Source organism: Yoonia sp. BS5-3 (assembly GCF_038069655.2).
GTDB classification, from domain to species: domain Bacteria; phylum Pseudomonadota; class Alphaproteobacteria; order Rhodobacterales; family Rhodobacteraceae; genus Yoonia; species Yoonia phaeophyticola.
Genome location: NZ_CP150951.2, coordinates 2,616,009 through 2,634,429 on the forward strand (window position 1 = coordinate 2,616,009; position 18,421 = coordinate 2,634,429).

16 protein-coding genes, 1 tRNA gene and 1 riboswitch are annotated in these 18,421 nt (G+C 56.9%); of the genes, 9 read left to right on the forward strand and 8 right to left on the reverse strand.

Annotation, left to right across the window (positions count from 1 at the left end):
- Nucleotides 1-115: 115 nt before the first annotated feature.
- From AABB29_RS13245 to AABB29_RS13255, 3 genes are all read right to left on the reverse strand, one after another.
- A complete protein-coding gene (locus AABB29_RS13245; RefSeq protein ID WP_341366461.1) occupies nt 116-1,171 on the reverse strand; it encodes a hypothetical protein in 1,056 nt (351 codons plus the stop codon).
- The gene (locus AABB29_RS13250; RefSeq protein WP_341366460.1) at nt 1,164-2,198 is read right to left on the reverse strand and encodes a hypothetical protein; all 1,035 of its coding nucleotides are present in this window, start codon (nt 2,196-2,198) and stop codon (nt 1,164-1,166) included. The genes AABB29_RS13245 and AABB29_RS13250 overlap by 8 nt, the downstream gene beginning before the upstream one ends.
- 415 nt (nt 2,199-2,613) lie before the next feature.
- A tRNA-Phe gene (locus AABB29_RS13255) sits at nt 2,614-2,688 on the reverse strand.
- A gap of 419 nt (nt 2,689-3,107) precedes the next feature.
- A riboswitch (cobalamin riboswitch) is annotated at nt 3,108-3,324 on the forward strand.
- Nucleotides 3,325-3,443: 119 nt separating this feature from the next.
- Here AABB29_RS13255 and AABB29_RS13260 point away from each other — a divergent pair.
- From AABB29_RS13260 to AABB29_RS13275, 4 genes are read left to right on the forward strand one after another with little or no spacing between them, the layout of a single operon-like run.
- Nucleotides 3,444-3,839, forward strand: coding sequence for a DUF1636 domain-containing protein (locus AABB29_RS13260; protein WP_341366459.1), 396 nt, complete (start codon nt 3,444-3,446; stop codon nt 3,837-3,839).
- Nucleotides 3,836-4,636, forward strand: coding sequence for an ABC transporter ATP-binding protein (locus tag AABB29_RS13265; RefSeq protein WP_341366458.1), 801 nt, complete (start codon nt 3,836-3,838; stop codon nt 4,634-4,636). The genes AABB29_RS13260 and AABB29_RS13265 overlap by 4 nt, the downstream gene beginning before the upstream one ends.
- A complete protein-coding gene (locus AABB29_RS13270) occupies nt 4,633-5,568 on the forward strand; it encodes an ABC transporter substrate-binding protein (protein WP_341366457.1) in 936 nt (311 codons plus the stop codon). Before AABB29_RS13265 ends, AABB29_RS13270 begins: the two co-directional genes overlap by 4 nt.
- 1 nt (nt 5,569) lies before the next feature.
- Nucleotides 5,570-6,610 carry a FecCD family ABC transporter permease gene (locus AABB29_RS13275; protein WP_373636566.1) on the forward strand — a complete coding sequence of 347 codons (1,041 nt, stop codon included), beginning with the start codon at nt 5,570-5,572 and terminating at the stop codon, nt 6,608-6,610.
- A gap of 213 nt (nt 6,611-6,823) precedes the next feature.
- Here AABB29_RS13275 and AABB29_RS13280 read toward each other — a convergent pair whose 3' ends face one another.
- Together AABB29_RS13280 and AABB29_RS13285 are read right to left on the reverse strand one after the other, a co-directional pair.
- Nucleotides 6,824-7,462 (reverse strand): hypothetical protein, encoded by a 639-nt coding sequence (locus AABB29_RS13280; protein ID WP_341366456.1) that lies wholly within the window; start codon nt 7,460-7,462, stop codon nt 6,824-6,826.
- 284 nt (nt 7,463-7,746) lie between these two features.
- Complete coding sequence (locus AABB29_RS13285) at nt 7,747-8,331, reverse strand: thymidine kinase (RefSeq protein ID WP_341366455.1); 585 nt, start codon at nt 8,329-8,331, stop codon at nt 7,747-7,749.
- 293 nt (nt 8,332-8,624) lie between these two features.
- Between AABB29_RS13285 and AABB29_RS13290 the strand changes: the two genes are divergently transcribed.
- Together AABB29_RS13290 and arsH are read left to right on the forward strand one after the other, a co-directional pair.
- Entirely contained in the window at nt 8,625-9,077 is a 453-nt protein-coding gene (locus AABB29_RS13290; RefSeq protein ID WP_341366454.1) for a hypothetical protein, read from the forward strand.
- Complete coding sequence (gene arsH / locus AABB29_RS13295; protein ID WP_341366453.1) at nt 9,074-9,787, forward strand: arsenical resistance protein ArsH; 714 nt, start codon at nt 9,074-9,076, stop codon at nt 9,785-9,787. Before AABB29_RS13290 ends, arsH begins: the two co-directional genes overlap by 4 nt.
- A gap of 95 nt (nt 9,788-9,882) precedes the next feature.
- On the opposite strand, the gene AABB29_RS13300 is transcribed toward arsH, so the two are convergent.
- Entirely contained in the window at nt 9,883-11,001 is a 1,119-nt protein-coding gene (locus AABB29_RS13300) for a beta-ketoacyl-ACP synthase III (RefSeq protein ID WP_341366452.1), read from the reverse strand.
- Between the two features lie 175 nt (nt 11,002-11,176).
- On the opposite strand from AABB29_RS13300, the gene AABB29_RS13305 reads away from it, so the two are divergent.
- Complete coding sequence (locus tag AABB29_RS13305) at nt 11,177-11,605, forward strand: BrnA antitoxin family protein (RefSeq protein WP_373636567.1); 429 nt, start codon at nt 11,177-11,179, stop codon at nt 11,603-11,605.
- A 140-nt stretch (nt 11,606-11,745) separates the two neighbouring features.
- On the opposite strand, the gene carB is transcribed toward AABB29_RS13305, so the two are convergent.
- Nucleotides 11,746-15,063 (reverse strand): carbamoyl-phosphate synthase large subunit, encoded by a 3,318-nt coding sequence (gene carB, locus AABB29_RS13310; protein WP_373636568.1) that lies wholly within the window; start codon nt 15,061-15,063, stop codon nt 11,746-11,748.
- 194 nt (nt 15,064-15,257) lie between these two features.
- Between carB and aspS the strand changes: the two genes are divergently transcribed.
- A complete protein-coding gene (gene aspS / locus AABB29_RS13315; RefSeq protein ID WP_341366449.1) occupies nt 15,258-17,111 on the forward strand; it encodes an aspartate--tRNA ligase in 1,854 nt (617 codons plus the stop codon).
- Nucleotides 17,111-17,596: a DUF1993 family protein gene (locus AABB29_RS13320; RefSeq protein WP_341366448.1), complete on the forward strand. Its 486-nt coding sequence runs from the start codon at nt 17,111-17,113 to the stop codon at nt 17,594-17,596. Before aspS ends, AABB29_RS13320 begins: the two co-directional genes overlap by 1 nt.
- A 40-nt stretch (nt 17,597-17,636) precedes the next feature.
- On the opposite strand, the gene AABB29_RS13325 is transcribed toward AABB29_RS13320, so the two are convergent.
- Entirely contained in the window at nt 17,637-18,350 is a 714-nt protein-coding gene (locus AABB29_RS13325; RefSeq protein WP_341366447.1) for a response regulator, read from the reverse strand.
- Between the last annotated feature and the right edge of the window lie 71 nt (nt 18,351-18,421).

Consider the following 18,421-nt stretch of genomic DNA (forward strand, 5'->3'; position numbering starts at 1 on the left):
CGTGGTGTATTAATCCTGATATTTGAAGGTGTTGCAAAAAGTGGGACTCTGGAAATCCTCCATAACTTCGTGTTGTTTCACAGAATTCTGTCCCACCCCTAAAAGTATCTAAAGTTCATTCAACTCTTGGGCTTGAGGCTGCCAAGCGAATTTTTGAGAAGTCCGTCCGTAGGTCACCTTGTTCGAGAGATCGCTCTTCGAGCCTTTCAACAATCTTGTCCATCGCCAACCTAGAGTTCAGCGACTGGAAGCCCAAAATTTCCCTCAGGCGGTCAGAAAATCCCTCAGGGACGATTTTTATGTCTGAAACTACTATGTCTTCCCTAAGGCAACTGACTTCCACCAAGACGTCCGGAGCGATATCACCAGCCTCTCCAGTCAAACGGATTGAAGCCACAGGGAACTCTTCTGCAATGGGCCATGGGCGACCCTTTAGGAATGTGTCATCGAGTGGTTCAAACTCTATTGAGTAGCCGTTTTCGAGCGGTTGGCCCGAGAATTGGACGGTTCCGAACTCAAGCGTCTCGGTAAGTGATCGCTCATTGTTCTTTGTCACAGACGCTGAAACCCCGAGAGCCTTCAGCGCCATGGAAGTAGTGGCAGACCCAACAGTTTCGCTGGACTTACTCGACGAGGTCGTGTTGCTGGATGAAAACTGGAGTTGTCGATTGGTGACAACTCCATGTCTAGGCCTGACAATTCGATAAGGCCCTTCTGCTGGCATAGTTATATCTATGTGCGCCCTACGAAGCGTGATCTTACATTGCAAGAAGTGAGAATCACCAAGTTCAACCGAAAACCTCTCGGTGCCAAAGCTAACGTCAATGAAGAGATCACTGTAACCGTCTTTGTCGCTGAACTCGTTGCGCCAAACATCTATGTTAACTAGGCCCGGAAAACCCATGCGAGGCTTTTGCGCCAATTTGGATCCAACAAAGTGCTTTTCAGATAGATCAGGGTACTCCTCTTCACTATCCAACAATGCTCCGTTCAAGTTGTAATCAGACTTGTTTGTGCCTCTCCAGTCGACACTGCGGAGGTCAGTGTATTGCAAGTCCTCCTTGGGATCTAATCCTGCTGCGCTTACCAGCTCGTCGATTGTGGGGTTTTCAACAGTCCGGATAGCGCGAAGTGCATCAAAATCTGGTACAAATTTCTTGTCGTCAGTCATCGGCGGCCTCAACCTGTATTGCTGCACGCGCCAAGACGATCTCGCCCGGCGGGGGTCTTGAACCGACCCCCACTTTGTGTGCCTCGAGCATTTTGCCCACGAGAGCGCCTTCGATAGCGCGCTTGTTTCGTTCCCGCCAGTCGGCCAAATCTCGATTTTCGGCAAGAGGGAAGTAGACGCAATCGCGCTTCTTGACTCTCATTTCCACTAAAGCAGAGTAGGGTTTGGATGTGTCCATCGGCTCCAAAAAACACAGTGGGTTATCCTCTTCGTCTAAAGGCCGATCAGGAGCTTCAAGCAAATAATCACCTTTCAGCAATGCATCGAATTGTCTGGGGTCACCAAGCACCTCATGTCCAATTTCCCAAGTTGGGCCGCTGGATTTCGTAACGATCTTTATGCTGATTTTTTGTGACAGGTTGTCTTTGTCCTGATCGTCAGACTGCCTTCCGCGCTTACGGCTGACATCCATGCCAACCTTAAGAATTTTATGCGCAACAGCAAGGTTTGCTACCCCCGCAAGTTCTTCCGACGAAGTCGATTTGTGTAAGCTTAGCTTTTCCCGAAAAATTGAAACTTGGTCTTCGGTCAGAGTCTTCTCGTACCGCCCCAGTCGTGCGATCGTACAATTGCTGAGGACTAAGTCGATGATAATTCTTCGAAACCGCAACCGGAAACTTACGTCAACATCTTCAATAAATTCTTGTTCGCCAGCAGAAACTACCAAGTTCAATGGTGAAAGGTTAAAGTTCTCCTGACCTTGATTTGGTAAGAACAGCTCCAAGAAAGCAGCCCGCTCTAATGTGTGAGCGCTAATGGAACGCGAATACTTGGCAGTCAAAGCAATCTCCAAATGGCGAATTTTCGATCCAGCATAATGTCGTTTCAGTCGAGATGCAGAGTTTCCTAGAGCGGGCAACTCGTGGGTGACCCTTTCTCGGCAATAAATTGATTTTTGTTCCATTTTTTGGTAACATTCATACATGACTTGGGCAACGGGGTTGGTCGAGTCTGGTGCCGGGGGCATCCAATTTTTTCCAACGGAAACTCGCAATGGACAGCTTCACGCTTTCCGTGCGCGATCTGAGACGTGCCACTGGTTGGGGCACTCATCGTGCGCGTTCGATCATCTCGCGGCCTTATCGGCTGGCTCATAAACTAACCTCGCCCGGTCCTAAGGGCGGTGGGCGAACTCGCCTATTTCGCTTGCACCGAGCAAGAAATCATGGCGATTACGGGTCATTGCACTTCGAAAGAAGTAACGCGGTACACCCAAAGCGCCAGCCAGCGGAAACGGGCTGAAAGTGCTCTAGCCCGCATGTCTTATCGCTCCGCAAAGGAACGGTAGTAGAACGAAAAAGTCCCACTTTGCATGCGAGTCTATCGGAGTGGGACTTTTCAGATCCGCAACCATCTAAAAACAAAGGATTTTCATAACATGATGGTGCCCGGGGGCGGAATCGAACCACCGACACGAGGATTTTCAATCCACTGCTCTACCCCTGAGCTACCCGGGCATTGGGTTAGCAAGGCTTGCCTTGCTACTGGGTAGCGGCGTTTTAGACGCGCCTGCGAGGGGTGTCCAGAGGGAAGTTCCGGCCTTTTTGTGTTTTTCGGCCGCTGCTAACGCACCGCCAGTCGCAGTGCATTGGAAAATGGGAAAATCCTGCGGGGTCGACGAGAACAGGATCGCGCGCTAGAGCCGCTGCGGGAATGGTGATCAGCAGCGCAATCGGCATCTGTGGTACACAAACGGCGGTTCAAAACCCGTGATCAGAAGTCGGGGCGCAAGATGCATGCCACGCATCGTGGTTTCGGCCGTGCGCAACCACGATCGCGCCGATGATACGCCTTGGTTACCATTCCACCCCGGCTCTCTAGAAGGCCATCAGCCTTCAGCGCAGTATTTCGATGATTGACTGCTCCTGAATTATACGATTTGCTATGCGCCGATGGTTCTCTGACGCCAAAGCGCTGACGAGATGAAAAGGGAACACGGTGAGGCGTAGCCAGTAGGCACCAAATCCGTGACTGCCCCCGCAACTGTGAGCGGAGAGCGACCCCGATATGAGCCACTGGACATTATGTCCGGGAAGGTTCGGGGAAGCAGCGACCCGCAAGTCAGGAGACCTGCCATCACCGTTGCGCAAACGCGCATCGGCATTTCAACACGATGCAGGCGGGGTGTCTGGTCAGGAGCATAAGATGGCACAGCGGTTTCGCCGCCAATGGCACAGTTCTTCCTTCGCCCGTCTGAAAGGCGGAGGGCCGAATGAAGCATCGCATTACAATTTGTACATCCTGTCGTAACAAAGGCACTGCGTGCCGCCCGGGCTATGAGCTGATCACGCGCCTGCGGCAGGCGATTGCAGCCGCCGGGGATGCCATCCCCGAGGATTTTGAAATATCAGGCGTGGCCTGCATGGCGGGCTGTAGTCATCCCTGCACCGTGGCCTATCACGGCACAAAGAAAGCGAGCTATCTTTTCGGGGATATCGATCCGGGCGAAGACATCGACGATCTTGTCACCTTCGCCAGGCAATATGCCTATCTGCAGGATGGCTGGTGTTCCTCGGTGGATCGGCCCGGCAAATTGCACAAATCCACTTTGGCCCGCATCCCCGCTGCAATCATGGCGATTGAAGAAGACGGGGTGCGCGCGTCGTGAGTGCGGCTGCCCTCTCTGTCCGGGACCTGTCCTGGTCGCCCGGGCGCGGGACCGACACGCTTTTGCACCCCACCAGTTTTACGCTGGGTGCTGGGCGGGTGCTGGGCATTGTCGGGCCCAATGGAGCGGGCAAAACCACCCTGCTGCGATTGCTCTACCGGTTTAACCGCCCGTTGACAGGGCAGGTCTGTCTTGACGATACCGATATCTGGGGCCTCTCGGCACGCGCCGTCGCCCAGCAAATCGCGGCGGTCTTGCAGGAACAGCCCAGTGATTTTGCCCTGACAATCGGTGAAATCGTCGCTTTGGGACGCACGCCGTACCGACGCGGCTTCGCGGGAAACACAGGGTCCCGTGACCAAGAGATTATCGACCAGGCCCTGGCGCGGCTTGATCTGCATGGGTTGGCAAACCGCCATCTGGGCACTTTGTCAGGGGGCGAGCGTCAGCGCGTCATGGTCGCCCGCGCCCTTGCGCAAGAACCGCGCCTCTTGATCCTTGATGAGCCGACCAATCACCTTGATATCCGTCATCAGCTTGAGGTGCTGGACCTGATCCGAAACCTGCCGCTGACGATTGTCACATCCTTGCATGATCTGAACCTCGCGGCGGGGGTCTGTGATGACATTCTGCTGCTGCGCGCCGGGGAAACCATCGGCTTTGGGCCGCCTGATCAGGTGCTGTCCGAGGCCGCCGTCTCGGACGCTTTCCAAGTCACAGCACGCCGCGAACGCCTTGCGCCCAGCAATGCGGGCCATCTCACCTTCCATCTTCCAAACAAGGAACCACACATATGAAAAAGGCACTCCTTTCCTCTGCTGCGCTGATCCTCGCAGCCGGGGCTGCCATGGCCGAAACCACCGTTCAAAGCTGTGACCGAACGGTCACCTTCGACGCCCCGCCGGAGCGGGCGATCTCAAACGATGTGAACCTGACCGAAATGATGCTGGTGCTGGGTCTTGCGGACCGGATGGTTGGCTACACGGGCATTTCGGGTTGGAACAAGCTCGATGCTGAAATGACCGCCGGTGTTGCCGAGCTGCCGGAACTATCCGCCCAATACCCCTCAAAAGAGGTGCTGGTCGGCGCTGACGCCGATTTCTTTTTCGCAGGCTGGAACTACGGGATGAAGGTCGGTGGCGAAGTCACGCCCGCGACATTGGACCCCTTCGGCATCCAGGTCTATGAGCTGACCGAATCCTGCATCCACATCATGGACAAGCAAAAGGCCAGCATCGAAGACATGTATGCGGACCTGATGAACCTTGGCACGATCTTTGATGTGCAAGACACAGCAGCCGCGCTGGTGGATAGCTACCGCGCCGAACTTGCCGCCTTCACAGGCGATCTGGAAACCGGTGATCCCTTGCGCGTCTTTGTCTATGACAGCGGCGAAGACACACCCTTCACCGCCGGGCGCTACGGGATGCCCACGGCGCTGATTGAGGCGGCAGGCGGCGTCAATATCATGGATGATTTCGAAAAAAGCTGGGCTACTGTCACCTGGGAAGAGGTTGTTGAGCGCAACCCCGAGGTCATCGTGATCGTCAATTACGGCGAGGTCACCGCCGCACAAAAACGCGATTTCATGATGTCCAACCCGGCCTTTGCGGGCCTTGATGCGATCAAGAACGACCGTTTCGTGACGCTGGAATATGTCGAAGCCACACCGGGGCCGCGCAATATCGAGGCGATCAAAACCCTGGCAGAAGCCTTCTGGGCCGAATGACATGATGGGCGGGATCAAAAGTTTCAACAAAACCCTCGCCCTTGTACTGGGGGCGCTGGCCCTGCTTTTGGTCTCGCTTTCATTTGCGATCTCGGTCGGGGCCGTCCCGGTGCCGCCGGGGACGGTCTGGGGGGTGATGCTGAATCGCATCTCGCCAGACCTGATTGCGCAAACCTGGTCGCAAAGCCGCGAGGCGATCGTCTGGGAAATCCGGCTGCCCCGCGCGCTGTTGGCGATGATGGTTGGGGCGGGGCTGGCGATGGTCGGCGCGAGCCTTCAGGCGGTGACGCGCAACCCTTTGGCCGACCCGCATCTTCTGGGGATATCCTCTGGCGGCGCATTCGGGGCCATCCTTGCGCTGCTGCACACGGGGCTCTTTATCGGGCCTCTGACAGTGCCCTTGCTGGCCTTCCTTGGCGCGCTTGGGGCGACACTGATCGTGCTTGCCGTGTCCCGTTTCGCCAACGCGATGAGCGCGGATCGGCTGGTCCTTGCAGGTGTCGCTGTGTCTTTCATCATCATGGCCTGCGCGAATGTGCTGATATTTCTGGCCGACCCAAAGGCCACCCATATCGTTGTGTTCTGGATGCTCGGCGGGCTGGGGCTCGCGCAATGGGGGCAGTTGATCTACCCGCTGGTGATCCTGCTGGGATGCGCCGGATGGCTGATGCTGCGGGCGCAGGATTTGAACGCGATGACAGTAGGGGATGAAACCGCCTCAACCCTTGGCATTCCGGTCGCGCGATTTCGACTGTCCGTCTTTGTGGTCGGCGCGCTGATCACGGGCGTTATGGTCGCATTTTCAGGGATCATCGGCTTTGTCGGGCTGATGGTGCCGCATGTAGCGCGGATGCTGGTCGGCGGCGATTATGCGCGGGTTTTGCCGGGCTCTGCGCTGATCGGGGCGGTCTTCCTTCTTTGGGCGGACATCGCTGCGCGCACCGTCATGGCCCCCGAGGACATGCCCATCGGCATCGTCACGGGCCTTGTGGGCGGGGTCTTCTTCGTCTGGCTATTGGGGCGACAACGGGTCGTGAATTAGACGCAGGCGGGCACCCGGGGCCTGTCGTGCATATTCCCTAAGGATTGAGCAGCCCGGTCTCACTTGGTTGTGCGCACAGTCTTTGCGAGACTTCGCGCACTCACGAACCGGACCTACGCTGTGCAATGCTTCGATGACCGCAAGGCGGGACGAACCGGACTCCTGTCGTTGGAGTTACAATGGCCGCTTTCAGAATTTGGGTGGCGTTGGCGGTTAGCGCGTTCCAAGCACACGCGTCATTACCTTTGACCAAAAGGTCGGAGAAATCGGTTCCTCTTTCATAACAGAAGGGTCAGTAGATGGCACTGCGGTTCCGCGCAAATCCTCTATGTAGGCGTCTAGGAATGCTTGATCACCAATGAGACCTCCGGTGTTGAGCCAGTAGTCAGCGATCATTGAGGGATGGATCTCATTTATCGCTTCCAGTGCACGTCTAAGTGCAAACAACTCTTCTTCCACGTTCGATCTTGTGTCAAACCAGATTGCTTTAAGGTAGTCGCCATCTGTTTCCAGCTTGAGGTACACCGATTGTCCGAAGCCATAGCATGTTGGATCAAGGTCTTTGTAGTGAAAGGGATTGTTGGTGCCGAAACCCACCTCAAATTCCTTGATCCTAGGTAGAACTTCGCCGATCGCGTTCGCAACGCTTTGCCACTCCAATCCGATCTCTAGAAACGATTTTTCAGGTTCTTGGATTGCGTGTACATCTGTCCAGCCAACGCCATTTGGTGCAAGATTTTCCACCGAATGAAGTTTCGCTGCTGCAATGTCATCCATCACGTCACTTATCGCATTTGCTGGATAAACGTTCCGCATTCCTTCATCGTCTTCATGTATGTGTACTTTTGACATCTTTGTCTGCTCCGCCGTTTTATCGACAGGCTAGACGAAATGGTGCACACCGAAAACCGCTATAAGCTGCCTTTCTTGGCTTCCATAGTATGAAGGTGGTTGCCAGCAACCAGAAGCTGTCATTTGTGGTTTACGCAGCATCACGCACCTTGGGCTCTCTGCCGGCGTTCGCTGCAAAACACCCGAACGTCAGTTTTTGGTATGCCGCCCAGTCTTAGTAAGATTGGGCGGCAACGTTATCGGGATCGGGGCGGCAATCAACTGAGAATATGCATGTGGCCTCTCTACTCGCTTTCGCCCATTTCCTCGCGCCAATGCTTGCGGCAAAGTGAAACGTAACGATCATTGCCGCCGATAGCGATTTGATCGCCGCTCGTCAGTACCTGACCATACTCATCCTTGCGCACAACCATGGTGGCCTTTTTCCCGCAGTGACAAATCGTGCGGACCTCGCGCATTTCATCGGCCAAGGCCAAAAGCGCGGCCGACCCGGGGAAGAGTTTTCCAAGAAAGTCGACCCGCAGGCCATAGGTCATCACCGGAACTTTCAAATCGTCAACAGCCCGGGCCAGTTGCCAGACCTGTTGGCGTTCAAGGAACTGCGCTTCGTCGACAAAAACGCAAGCGCAGGGGCCTTCGTTCAGCCGGGCCTCGATCTTGTCGTAAAGATCTTCGCCGGGGGCAAATGTATCCGCATCGGCGCCGATGCCAATGCGGCTGCCGATCCGGCCTTCGCCTGCGCGGTTGTCTAGCTGGGCAATCATCAGATAGGTTTTCATGCCGCGCTCAATATAGTTGTGCGAGGCTTGGAGAAGCACGGTCGATTTGCCCGCGTTCATTGTCGAATAGTTAAAATAAAGCTTAGCCATAAAACGTCATTACCGCCGGTCCTGCCATTTTGGCAAGACCGGTGGGATAATGACAATCGGCCACCGGCGCGGAGAAGCAAGGTCCAAGACTCCCGCGCCTAGCGGATCGCGATCCTAAACCAATATCATGCTGATCCACACGATCACTGGTGAAGCAAAGCAACAACTCGTTAAGCGTCTCAATCACACGAGACATGTTTATCAATGACATCAATGAATTTAGATATTAATGGGAAATGACGTTATCATTTCCCCGGTCGTGACAGGCGACAGACCAACAACGGAGTACAACCATGGCAGGGCATGTCGGTTATCTGAAGAAGCACACCGAGGCTTTGGTTAAAGACGTTGGGATCGAAGCCGCCTGTGAGTTGACAGGAAAATCCAAAGCGACTTTGGGGCGCTACTATTCGGATAATGCCGAACATGCAGATCGGTTTATTCCGATCGATGCTGTTGCAGCGCTTGAGGCGGCCGCCTCTTATCCGCATGTCACCTCTGCTTTGGCGGAAATCCGCGGTATTACAATGTCTTACGACGCCGACCGCAGTAATAGTGAGGGCGAGATCAATACTGACGTGATCAAGCTGAGCCAACGATTTGCGTTGTTGATGGCCGAGTATAACCAATCGATTGCCGATGGGGTGATCTCAACCAATGAAGCAAAACGCCTTTTGCGCGAGACGACGGCGCTGCAAAAAGTGCTGATTGATATGAAACTGCGTTTGGAAGATGAAGACGAATGACGCTTGATACGTCAGATATGCCGAACATCGTGCCCGGCGCGCTGCAACCTCTTGATATCCCTGCACTTGCTGGCCCCGATCATCCAAGCCATGCCCCGCGTATCTTGCTGCTTTACGGATCCTTGCGTGAAACAAGCTATTCACGCCTTTGCGCCGAAGAGGGGGCCCGGGTCCTGCGGGCCTTGGGCTGCGAGACCCGGTTTTTCGACCCATCCGGTTTACCTTTGCCCGACGATGCAGATGCAGATCACCCCAAAGTTGCCGAACTTCGCGATCTGGTCATGTGGTCCGAAGGGATGGTCTGGTCCAGCCCTGAACGGCATGGGGCGATGACGGGGATTATGAAAACGCAGATTGACTGGCTTCCCCTGTCACCCATCGGCGGTATCCGTCCGACGCAGGGCAAGACCCTGGCGGTTATGCAGGTCACTGGCGGTTCGCAATCTTTCAATACTGTCAATCAGTTACGCATACTTGGGCGGTGGATGCGTCTGGTGACCATCCCCAATCAGTCCTCAGTCCCGATGGCTTGGAAAGAGTTTGAGAATGGGCGGATGAAGCCGTCATCCATGTATAACCGTATCGTCGATGTGATGGAGGAGCTGGCCCGCTTCACCGTGATGACCCGTGGGCGCAGCGAGATGTTAACCGACCGGTACTCCGAGCGGGTTGAAACGCTTGCAGATGTGCATCAACGGGTCAGCGGTTAGACCAAAGGAACAAACGGCACACCGCATGCGCTGAGCGTCAGGAATAAGGCGAGAACAGCGATGGGTTTCATGAAATACCCTCTGATTTCATTGCGTTATGCACGCTCAACGATGACGGACCCAACTGAATAACCCGCGCCAAATGAGCAGATCAAACCCTTGTCTCCGGATGCAAGATCATCGGAATGTTTGGAGAATGCAATAATCGATCCGGCGGAAGAGGTATTGGCGTAATCCTGTAGGATATTGGGCTGCTCATCCGGGGCGGGGACGCGGCCCAGTACCTTTTTGCCGATATAGTCATTCATCGTCTTATTGGCCTGATGCAGCCAAAGCCGGCGTAGATCTGCTGCATCGATTCCGGCATCGGCCATATGGTCCGCGATATGTTTGCTGACCAGCGGCAGAACCTCTTTAAACACCTTGCGGCCATTTTGCATGAACTGCATATCGCGCCGGTCTTCCATGTGATCATGAGTGCGACGTAAGTAGCCGTTATTATTGCGAATATTGTTGCTGAACTGCGTCGCGCAACGGGTCGAGAGTAGCTTGAAATGCGGGGTTTCTAGCGCGTCATCCCGTTCAACCAATGTGGCCGTGGCCACGTCGCCAAAGATAAAGTGGCAATCGCGGTCACGCCATTCCAGATGGGCGCTGCAAATCTCGGGGTTGATGACGAGTGCGGATTTGACCGAGCCTGCGCGGATCATGTCGGCGGCAGTTTGGAGGCCAAAAGTCGCGCTAGAGCAGGCGACATTCATGTCAAAGGCGAAGCCGCCCGCGCCCAGAAGCTGTTGAATTTCCACGGCAATTGCCGGGTACGCGCGCTCCATATTTGAGGCGGCGCATATGACCAGGTCAACATCCGCCGCGGCGCGGCCAGCGGCGGCCAGCGCCTTTTGCGCGGCATCGACACCGATTTCAGCCATGTAACCTGGCGCATCATCGGGGCGACCGGGCAGGCGGGGGAACATCCGGGCGGGGTCAAGAACGCCTTCTTTATCAAGGACATAGCGCTGCTCAATCCCAGAGGCCGCAACGATAAAATCGCTTGAGGAATGCTCTTTCGCGGCCGCGTTACCTGCGGCGATGGCGTCCGCGTTTTCGGCGTTCCACAGATCGGCATAGGTGTTGAAAGCCGCGACCAACTCATCGTTGGAAATGACCGCTGATGGGGTGAAAACCCCGGTTCCGGTGATGGCGACGTTATGCATCAGAAATCCCCAAATTCAGTCAAACTACCCTAGGGGGAGCCTGCAAGACTGTCCACTGCCGCCGCTGCGTCAAAGCGCGTATGTTTCGCGTACAGATGCTGTATTGCGGGCGTACGTATCGCTTTGGGCTTGTTTACATTGTGACGTCACCCTGCCGCCAAAACAGGAGACCACGATGACCAAGCCCAAGAAGAAGACCAAGACCCAGGCGATCCATTGGAATTATGCGATCGACGCCCACCGGATGGTGGAACATGACCTGCACGCCGCGATTGGCCAAGCGGGCGGGCTCCCCCCGGGCTGGAACGAGATCTGGCAAAACCGCGACCGGCGCGACCCCAAACGCGTGCCGATCACAATCCGGCTTGATGCGGATGTCGTGAAGTTCTTCAAAGGAATGGGCGAGGGGTATCAGGGACGCATCAACCGGGTCCTGCGGATGTTCATGCACTACCGGCTGGCCGGGATCGTGGAAGGGCCGGATACGACGGATTACGTGCTGCGGCCCGAGACATTGGTGAGCGAAAAGGCGGGGAAGAGGCCCGAATGGGGGGATTATGATCGGTTGCAGGCGGCGGTTGCGGAGCGAACTCGGGAACGTTGAGGTACGACCACATTCGTAATGTACAGCGACAGTGCCGCGGACATGTACGCGCCGGAAAAATGTTAGCCCCCTCCCGAGGGGAGGGGCGGGGGCGGCCCGGGCCTTGGGCCCGGTCAGGGGTTATTGGATAGAGATCGTGCTTAGCCTTGTAGGGCACGCACCCCAACGTCCCCTTCTTCCCGTGCCTGCATGGCCAGCACGGCGGCTTGCGCGGCGGCGGCGGTCGTGAAGTAGGGGATTTTGTCGTAGAGCGCGACGGCGCGGATGTCGCGGCTGTCGTCGACCGCTTGCGCGCCTTCGGTGGTGTTGAACACCAGCGCCACATGCCCGTCTTTCAGCCGGTCGACGATGGTCAGCCCGCCCTCATAAACCTTATTCACCACTTCGCAATCAATTTGGTTTTCACTCAGCCAAGCGGCGGTACCGCGTGTGGCCAGAATATTGAAACCAAGCGACAGGAGGGTTCTTGACGCATCCAGCATGTGCGCAGTCTTGTCATCATCCTTGATCGAAATGAACACAGTGCCCGCCTCGGGCAGCTGCGTGCCTGCGCCCATCTGCGCCTTGAGGAAGGCACGGGGGAAAGACCGATCCCAGCCCATGACCTCACCCGTGGACCGCATTTCCGGCCCAAGGATCGTATCGACCCCGGGGAACCGGGCGAAGGGCAGCACGGCCTCTTTGACGCTGAACCACGGCGTGGTTGGATCGGCGAGGGTGAAGGCGTCGCCCTGCGGCAGAACGGCCATCGGGTCGTCATTTTCGGGGTAGGGCGCGCGCAGCGGGAAGTTTGACAGCGGCTCACCCGCCATCAGCCGTGCGGCGATTGACGCGATGGCCGAGTCCGTCGCCTTGGCCACGAAGGGCACGGTGCGGCTGGCCCGCGGGTTCACCTCAATCAGGTAGACTACCTCATTCTTGACGGCGAATTGCACGTTCATCAGCCCGATGACGTTAAGCGCCTTAGCCAGCGCCTCGGTCTGGCGCCGGATCTCGGCGATCATCGCGTCCGAGAGCGAGTAGGGCGGCAGGGAACAGGCGCTGTCGCCAGAGTGCACGCCCGCCTCTTCGATATGCTGCATGATGCCGGCGACATGGGTGTTTTGCCCGTCCGACAGGCAGTCAACATCCACCTCAACCGCGCCGGATAGATAGCTGTCCAGCAGCACCGGGCTGTCGCCCGACACAACGACCGCCTCGGAGATATAGCGTTCGAGCTGGGCCTGATCGCGCACGATCTCCATGGCCCGCCCGCCCAGCACGTAAGAAGGCCGGATCACAAGCGGGAAGCCGATGCCCGCGGCGATCTCTAACGCCTCGGCATCGGAATGGGCGATCCCGTTAATGGGCTGTTTCAGCCCCAACCGGTTGACCAGATCCTGGAAGCGCTCGCGGTCCTCGGCCAGGTCAATCGCGTCAGGTGTCGTGCCCAGGATCGGGATACCCGCATCATTCAGCGCATTCGCCAGCTTCAGCGGCGTCTGCCCGCCGAATTGCACGATGACGCCGTGCAGCGTGCCGTTGTCCTGTTCGACTCGCAGAATTTCCATGACGTGTTCGAATGTGAGCGGCTCAAAGTAAAGCCGGTCGGACGTGTCATAATCGGTGCTGACCGTTTCGGGGTTACAGTTGATCATGATCGTCTCATACCCCTGATCGGTCAGGGCGAAACAGGCGTGGCAGCAGCAATAATCGAATTCGATCCCTTGCCCGATCCGGTTGGGTCCGCCGCCCAGGATGACGACCTTTTTGCGGTCGGAGGGCCGTGCCTCGCATTCCGCCTCGCCCATCACGGGGGTTTCGTAGGTGGAATACATATAGGGCGTCTGCGCCTCGAACTCGGCCGCGCAGGTGTCGATCCTTTTGAAAACGGCCTTGACCCCAAGGTTGTGCCGCGCCCGTCTGATCTGGTCCTCGTCGCGCCCGGTCAGCGTGGCGAGCCGTGCGTCGGTAAAGCCGAGCATCTTGATGGCCCGCAGCCCGGTTTCGTCGACGGGTAGGCCGTTTTTGCGGATATCCGCCTCGGTGTCGACAATCTCGCGGATGCGGGCGAGGAACCATGGATCAAAGCTGGTGACGGCCTGGATGTCGTCGTCGGACAGCCCGTGCCGCATGGCTTGGGCGATGACACGCAGCCGGTCGGGCGTTTGTTTGGCCAGCGCTTTGGTGATCGCGGCCTTGTCCGGCGCGCCGGGAATTTCGATATCGTCAAAGCCAGTAAGCCCGGTTTCCATCGAGGCCAGCGCCTTTTGCATGCTCTCATGGATCGTCCGCCCGATGGCCATCGCCTCGCCCACCGACTTCATGGCGGTGGTCAGATAGGGCTCGGATCCTGCGAATTTCTCGAACGCGAAGCGCGGGATTTTGGTGACGACATAGTCGATTGTCGGCTCAAAGGACGCAGGTGTGACGCCGGTGATGTCGTTGTCGAGCTCGTCCAGCGTGTAGCCCACGGCCAATTTCGCCGCGATCTTCGCGATGGGAAAGCCAGTGGCCTTGGAGGCCAGCGCGGAGGACCGCGACACGCGCGGGTTCATTTCGATCACGACCATGCGCCCGTCGGCGGGGTTAACCGCCCATTGCACGTTGGACCCGCCGGTTTCCACCCCGATTTCGCGCAGCACGTTGATGCTGTGCGTGCGCATAATCTGATATTCTTTGTCCGTCAGCGTCAGGGCCGGGGCGACGGTAATGCTGTCGCCGGTGTGCACGCCCATCGGGTCGACGTTTTCGATGGCGCAGACGATGATCGCGTTGTCGGCCTTGTCGCGCACGACCTCCATCTCAAACTCTTTCCAACCCAGCAGGCTTTCGTCGACGAGGATTTGGCCGACGGGTGAGGCATCCATGCCCGAGCGGCAGAAGAACTCGTATTCTTCGCGGTTATAGGCCACGCCGCCGCCGGTGCCGCCGAGGGTAAAGGCGGGGCGGATGATCGCAGGCAGGCCGATTTCCTCCAGCGCTTCCAAAGCGATTTTGACGCCTGCGTCCAGATCGCCATCGGGTGCGGTCACAATGGTGGCCTTGGGGTTTTCGATGCCGAGGCGGTCCATGGCTTCGCGGAACAGCTTGCGATCCTCGGCCATTTCAATGGCTTCGCGCTTGGCCCCGATCATTTCGACGTTGAACTTTTCCAAAACGCCCATGTCGGCAAGCGCCAGTGATGTGTTCAGACCGGTCTGACCGCCCATTGTGGGCAGCAGCGCATCGGGGCGTTCCTTTTCGATGATCTTGGCGACGACCTCGGGCGTGATCGGCTCAATATAGGTGGCGTCTGCAAGGCCTGGATCGGTCATGATCGTGGCCGGGTTCGAGTTGACAAGGATGACCCGGTAGCCTTCTTCGCGCAGCGCTTTGCAGGCCTGTGCACCGGAGTAATCAAACTCACAGGCTTGCCCGATAATAATTGGGCCCGCGCCGATGATCATGATCGACTGGATATCGCTACGCTTTGGCATGGCAGTGCCCCCTAATATGCAAATTGTTCTGCGTTATAGGGATGGCGCGTCTGGGTGCAAGCGACGTGGATCAAATTTCTAGAAATTTGATGCCCAGACCTTGCGTATTTTGCGCAGGTTGCAGCAGGAGGTTGACATGCGGCGGCCAACGGGGTGTATCGGACCGACTGATTGAACCCGTTGAGGATGATAAAATGCACGCCTATCGCAGCCATACCTGTGCCGATCTGACCGCCGCCAATGTCGGCGATACTGTCCGTTTGTCCGGCTGGGTCAATCGCGTGCGCGATCACGGCGGCATTTTGTTTATCGATTTGCGTGATCATTACGGGATTACGCAGGTACTGTGCGATCCGGATTCGGCGGCTTTTGCGGATGTGGAAAAGGTCCGGTCTGAATGGTGTATCCGCATCGATGGCGAGGTGAAGGCGCGGGACCCGGAACTGGTGAACCCCAAACTGCCCACCGGCGAGGTTGAGGTTTTCATTCGCGGAATTGAAGTTTTGGGTGCGGCCAAGGAACTGCCGCTGATGGTGTTCGGGGATCAGGAATACCCGGAGGAAACCCGCCTGAAGTACCGCTATCTGGACCTGCGTCGCGAGGCGATGCAGAACAACATGAAGCTGCGTTCGGACGTGGTGGCAGCCATGCGCCGCCGCATGTGGGACAGCGGGTTCCGCGAATATCAGACCCCCATTATTACGGCGTCTTCGCCGGAGGGCGCGCGCGATTTCTTGGTCCCGTCACGCCTGCACCCGGGTAAGTTCTATGCCTTGCCCCAGGCCCCGCAGCAGTTCAAGCAGCTGATCATGGTGTCTGGTTACGACAAATACTTCCAGATTGCCCCCTGTTTCCGCGATGAAGATCCGCGTGCTGACAGGTCGCCCACGGATTTTTATCAGCTGGACATGGAGATGTCCTTTGTTGAGCAGCAGGATGTATTTGACACGATCCAGCCGGTCATAGCCGGGATTTTCGAAGAGTTCGGCGGCGGTCGCAAGGTTGACCAGACGTGGGAGCAAATTTCCTATCGCGATGCCGCACTTTGGTACGGCTCTGACAAGCCGGACCTGCGCAACCCTATTAAAATGCAAGTGGTCTCTGACCACTTCCGCGGTTCTGGCTTTGCGATTTTCGCAAAGCTGTTGGAGCAAGAGGGCACCGAGGTGCGCGCCATTCCCGCCCCAACCGGTGGATCACGCAAATTTTGTGACCGGATGAACAGTTTTGCGCAAAAAGAAGGGTTGCCCGGCATGGGCTATATCTTCTGGCGTGAAAAGACCGCTGATGCGGTCGCCCAAGAGCTGGGTATTTCCGTGAAAGAGGCTCAGGCCAAGTTGAAATCTGGCGAGGTCGCAGGTGGCATGGAAGCCGCCGGTCCGCTGGCCAAGAACATTGGCCCCGAGCGTACCGAAGCCATTCGCCAGCAGCTGGGTCTGGGTCTGGGTGATGCGGCGTTTTTCCTGGGCGGCAAGCCGAAGGCCTTTGAACCTGTGGCGGGCCGTGCCCGGAATGTGATTGGCGAGGAATTGGGTCTGACCGATCTGAACCGCTTTGCCTTTGCCTGGATCGTGGATTTCCCGATTTACGAGCAGGATGAGGAAACCGGCAAGATCGATTTTGAACACAACCCGTTCTCCATGCCCCAAGGTGGGATGGAGGCCCTGCAAGGCGATCCGCTGAAGGTCCTTGGTTACCAGTATGATCTGGCCTGTAACGGGTATGAGCTGGTGTCGGGCGCCATTCGGAACCACCGCCCCGAGATCATGTTCAAGGCCTTTGAAATTGCCGGTTACGGCGAAGATGAGGTGAACAAGCGCTTTGGCGGCATGGTCAATGCGTTCCAATATGGCGCGCCGCCTCATGGTGGCTGTGCTGCGGGTATTGATCGGATCGTGATGTTGCTGGCCGATGCGTCGAATATTCGCGAGGTCATCATGTTCCCGATGAACCAACGTGCGGAAGATTTGATGATGGACGCCCCGTCAGAGCCGCAAAATGAACAATTGCGCGAGCTGCGCTTGCGCGTGTTGCCGCCCGAAAACTGATGTATCAGGCGGCGGTTCCCGTTGTCCGGCAAGCGCTTGATCAGGCGCTTGTCTTGCTGGATCATGCGACGCCGGATCAACTGGCCGCGCGGCTGCATCCCAACATGTTCGACTGTGCGACCCAGTTTCAATTGGTCGCCGGTTTTGCCTTGCGTGCAACTTTCCCGCTTGTCGGGCGGGACGTTCCAGAGCTCAGCTCTGGAAAAGATGCGCCTGCGCTGAGGGATGCTTTGCTGCGCGCCCAGGCAGAAGTGTCGGCATTGACCCCTGCGGATTTTGCAGAAGCCGGCAAGCGCCGAATTCAGCATCGGGCCGGGTTTGCCGATCTGGATCAATCGGGCACCGCGTATTTACAGCATTTTGCGCTTCCAAATCTTTGGTTTCACTTATCCATGGCCTTTGCCATCCTCCGCGCAGAAGGTGCCCTCGTTGGCAAAGCTGAATTTGATGGCTTGCATCGCTACCCGGAAGGTTTTTCCTGGTAGCGGGCAATGATTTGCCCAAAAGGCCACATCTTCGGACCCTTTACAGTGGACCGGCAGCCGCGATCCGTGTGTTCACCAGTTCAGATAACGCATCCATATCTGGTTTCACACTCGTACCATCGGTCCGGGACTTCATCAGATCGCGGACGGCTTGGTTTAGATCATCGTCCCGCGCGCTGCGGGCGATGCCGCCTAGAAACTGCGTGACATATTCAATGTCACAGCTTTCATCGTCGCGCAGAACCTGGGCGATATGGTTAAGATCATCCTGATAGGCAACATCATCAGGTTTGACCGTTTCGTCTTGCAAAAGACGCGGCCCGGGGGGTTGTCGGTCTTGCGGCAGATGCGCCAGAATGGCGTGCTGGAACGCGGCGAGATTGCTGATGGGCTTGGCGATAAATCCATCAGCACCTGCAGCGATGACCGCATCTTCGGTGCTGGGTTCGCCACTGATCCCCAAAATCACATCAATACGCGGTGCAGCCGAAGCCAGAGCCTCAATCAATGCCAACCCGGACCCATCCGGGAGCCCCACATCGATCAATGCGACGGTTGGCCTATAGACGGCCAAATGCCGTTTGGCGGTTTCCAGGCTATCGGCCCGTCTGATCCGCGCCCCCGACCGCAGGCACATCAGGCGCACGGCCTCGCTTGCGTAGCGGCTGTCTTCGACAACCAAAACCGTCACCCCGAGCAATGGTCGACGCGCGGTTGGCGCCTGTATTGGCATCATGCTTGATAATGCATCCATGGCGATTCCCCCTTCTGGGTTTGCAGCTGGAAGCATTGAAACCATCTCAAGGTGAACAGAACCTTAAATCG